This window comes from Bacillus sp. AP50 (genome assembly GCF_040492675.1).
Lineage (GTDB): Bacteria > Bacillota > Bacilli > Bacillales > Bacillaceae_G > Bacillus_A > Bacillus_A cereus.
The window spans coordinates 1-2,408 of the sequence record NZ_JBEUTW010000713.1 but is presented as its reverse complement, the minus strand read 5'-3'; the positions used below and the strand labels follow the sequence as shown (position 1 = coordinate 2,408).

Genomic DNA, 2,408 nt, shown 5'->3' with positions numbered 1-2,408 from the left:
ATTCTAGACAGCCTTTTTATTATATTTTTCAACATATTTTTCATACACATTGTGACAAGAAGTGACAATTATTACAGCAATGTAACATTTTTTATGAAAACATTACACACACAATGAAAATAATAGTATACTAGTACGTACATAATGTTATTTTCATCATTTTTATACAAAAAATGTAATACATATATTTATACATAAATTTCTGGGGGGAAATAAATGAGGCTAAGTAAAATACTGATTGGTTCTGCAATTGCTGGGGGCATATTACTTTGTGTAGGCGGTGTTGGGGGATATCAATATGTATCCAAATTAAATAATCAATTAGATACTACTGCATTACCAAATACTACATTTGAAGGTATTTCTCTCGATGGAAAAAATAAGAAAGATATTCAAGCAATTATTAATCAAAGGGTAACTGAATTAGATCAAAAATCCCTTACCTACATATTCCAAAACGATAAACAAACTTACACATGGAAAGATTTAGGGGTAAATTATAAAGAGAAAGATATTATTGACAAAATCTTCAAAGAACAAGAAGGAAACGTAATGAATCGTTACAAAATGCGCAAGCAAGCTGAAAACGGTGAATTAAAACGTGACTATAAATTAACACCACAATTAAATGCAACAGCTTATGAAACCTTTATAAAAGATAAATATAATGAAACATTAAAAAATCCTGTTAATGCAGAATTAAGCATTGAAGGCTCAACAGTAAATGTTAGTCAAAGCCAAAACGGAGAAAAAATTGATAAAGGAAAACTAAACAGTTTAACAAACGAAGCTATTACTACTGGTAAATCAGATGTTACATTACCAGTTACATTCATAAAACCAGAACGTTCTACAGAAGATATACAGAAAATGGGTATTAAAGAAGTCATTGCTGAATATTCTACTCCAATGGCTGGCCGTAACGGAAATCAATCATTTAACGTAAATAAGTCAGCTAATACTTTAAGTGGGGTTATTGTGGCACCTGATGAAACATTTAGTTTTAACGGCCGCGTTGGCGTAACTGATGCTGCACATGGTTACAAATCTGCAGCAGTATATTCACAAGGTAAAGTAATACAAAGTGCAGGCGGAGGAGTTTGCCAAGTCAGTAGTACTTTATACAGCGCAGCTTTAAGGGCTGATTTAGGAATTGTTTCTCGAAGCAATCATTCTATGCCAGTAAATTATTTACCACTTGGGCAAGATGCAGCAGTAGCAGATTATGGTCCAGATTTAAAATTTAAAAATAATACAGGCAATCATATTTATATTCAAGCATTTTCAAATGGAGGTAGTATTACTACACGCATTTTCGGTACAAATACTGGTAAAAATGTTGAAGTTTCTTCTCAAGTAATTAGTAGGACTAGTGATAAAATCACAGCGGTTACGTATAAAAAAGTAACACAAAACGGGGAAGTAATATCAAATGGACAAATTTCAAAAAGTGTATATAAAAGCGCCCCAAAAGAATAGATAATATCAACCGAATAACATAAAGAAAAAGGCGTGATTAAATCACGCCTTTTTCTTTTGCAGTAATAGTAAAAAAGTTTCAAGATGGTCTTTCGTTTCTTCTAAAGACCACATACGATTTCCTTGCTTCGCAGCTAATACACACGCCTCTTCCCACGCGTTCTTTTTCTTCATATTTATTAATTCATCACGTAATTTCAAAACAATTTCTTCGTCTTCTTGTTCAATAAACTCTTCCATCACGCTTACTATTTCATCCTCATGAATACTTAACGTACAGTACGATTTAAGAAAGTATTGTAATGTCATATACATAATGTACTCCCCCTTCTTATTTATCAGATGGATAAGAAGTAATAATCTTAAACCCTAATTCCCCTGACTTATCTCTTGCTAAAACAGTAACAGTTTTTACCAACTTTTCTTTTACACTCATATTTTTCTTTATTACCGTTTTTCCAACAGGGAATGAATGAGTTGTATTTACTACGAGACGAGCCTCTTTAGAATTTTTTAACCAATCTTGAATTTCCTTGTCATGTTGCTTCAAGCTATCTTTTACAGCTTTCGTCGCTGTTTCTTTATCATAGTATGTACTTGCGGCTGACACTTTATCTGTCTTCAAGCGATTCTTCAAATCCTCTTCTGACTTGCCTACATGTCTTTCAATCGTATGACCATTTTTAGGTGGTCCTTCCATTTCATCTAAAATATTATCACTAATTTTTTCTACCGATGTAGCTTGATTACCTGTCTGTTTCTCTGTTTTTTGTTCTTTTCCTGCACATCCACTTAAGATCAGCATTAATGCCAATAAACTACTGAAGAAAAGACTACTTATTCGTTTCATCATATCACCTCTTCCATGATTATTATCGCAACTTCACTAAAAGTCAATTTCACAACGAAAAAATCTATCAGTTTTCATT

General features: G+C 32.4%; 3 protein-coding genes. 1 reads left to right on the top strand and 2 read right to left on the bottom strand.

Annotated elements, in window-relative coordinates:
• The first annotated feature begins 216 nt into the window (after nt 1–216).
• The gene (locus ABWK52_RS28735) at nt 217–1,479 is read left to right on the top strand and encodes a VanW family protein (RefSeq protein WP_098508758.1); all 1,263 of its coding nucleotides are present in this window, start codon (nt 217–219) and stop codon (nt 1,477–1,479) included.
• Between the two features lie 42 nt (nt 1,480–1,521).
• On the opposite strand, the gene ABWK52_RS28730 is transcribed toward ABWK52_RS28735, so the two are convergent.
• Together ABWK52_RS28730 and ABWK52_RS28725 are read right to left on the bottom strand one after the other, a co-directional pair.
• Complete coding sequence (locus tag ABWK52_RS28730; protein ID WP_000282019.1) at nt 1,522–1,794, bottom strand: hypothetical protein; 273 nt, start codon at nt 1,792–1,794, stop codon at nt 1,522–1,524.
• Nucleotides 1,795–1,810: 16 nt separating this feature from the next.
• On the bottom strand, nt 1,811–2,329 hold the full coding sequence (locus tag ABWK52_RS28725; protein WP_141537329.1) for an RNase A-like domain-containing lipoprotein: 519 nt from the start codon (nt 2,327–2,329) through the stop codon (nt 1,811–1,813).
• Nucleotides 2,330–2,408: the final 79 nt, after the last annotated feature.

Coding starts and splice junctions, on each gene's coding strand:
- ABWK52_RS28735 (WP_098508758.1), top strand. CDS start 217: ATGAGGCTAAGTAAAATACTGATTGGTTCTGCAATTGCTGGGGGCATA.
- ABWK52_RS28730 (WP_000282019.1), bottom strand. CDS start 1,794: ATGTATATGACATTACAATACTTTCTTAAATCGTACTGTACGTTAAGT.
- ABWK52_RS28725 (WP_141537329.1), bottom strand. CDS start 2,329: ATGAAACGAATAAGTAGTCTTTTCTTCAGTAGTTTATTGGCATTAATG.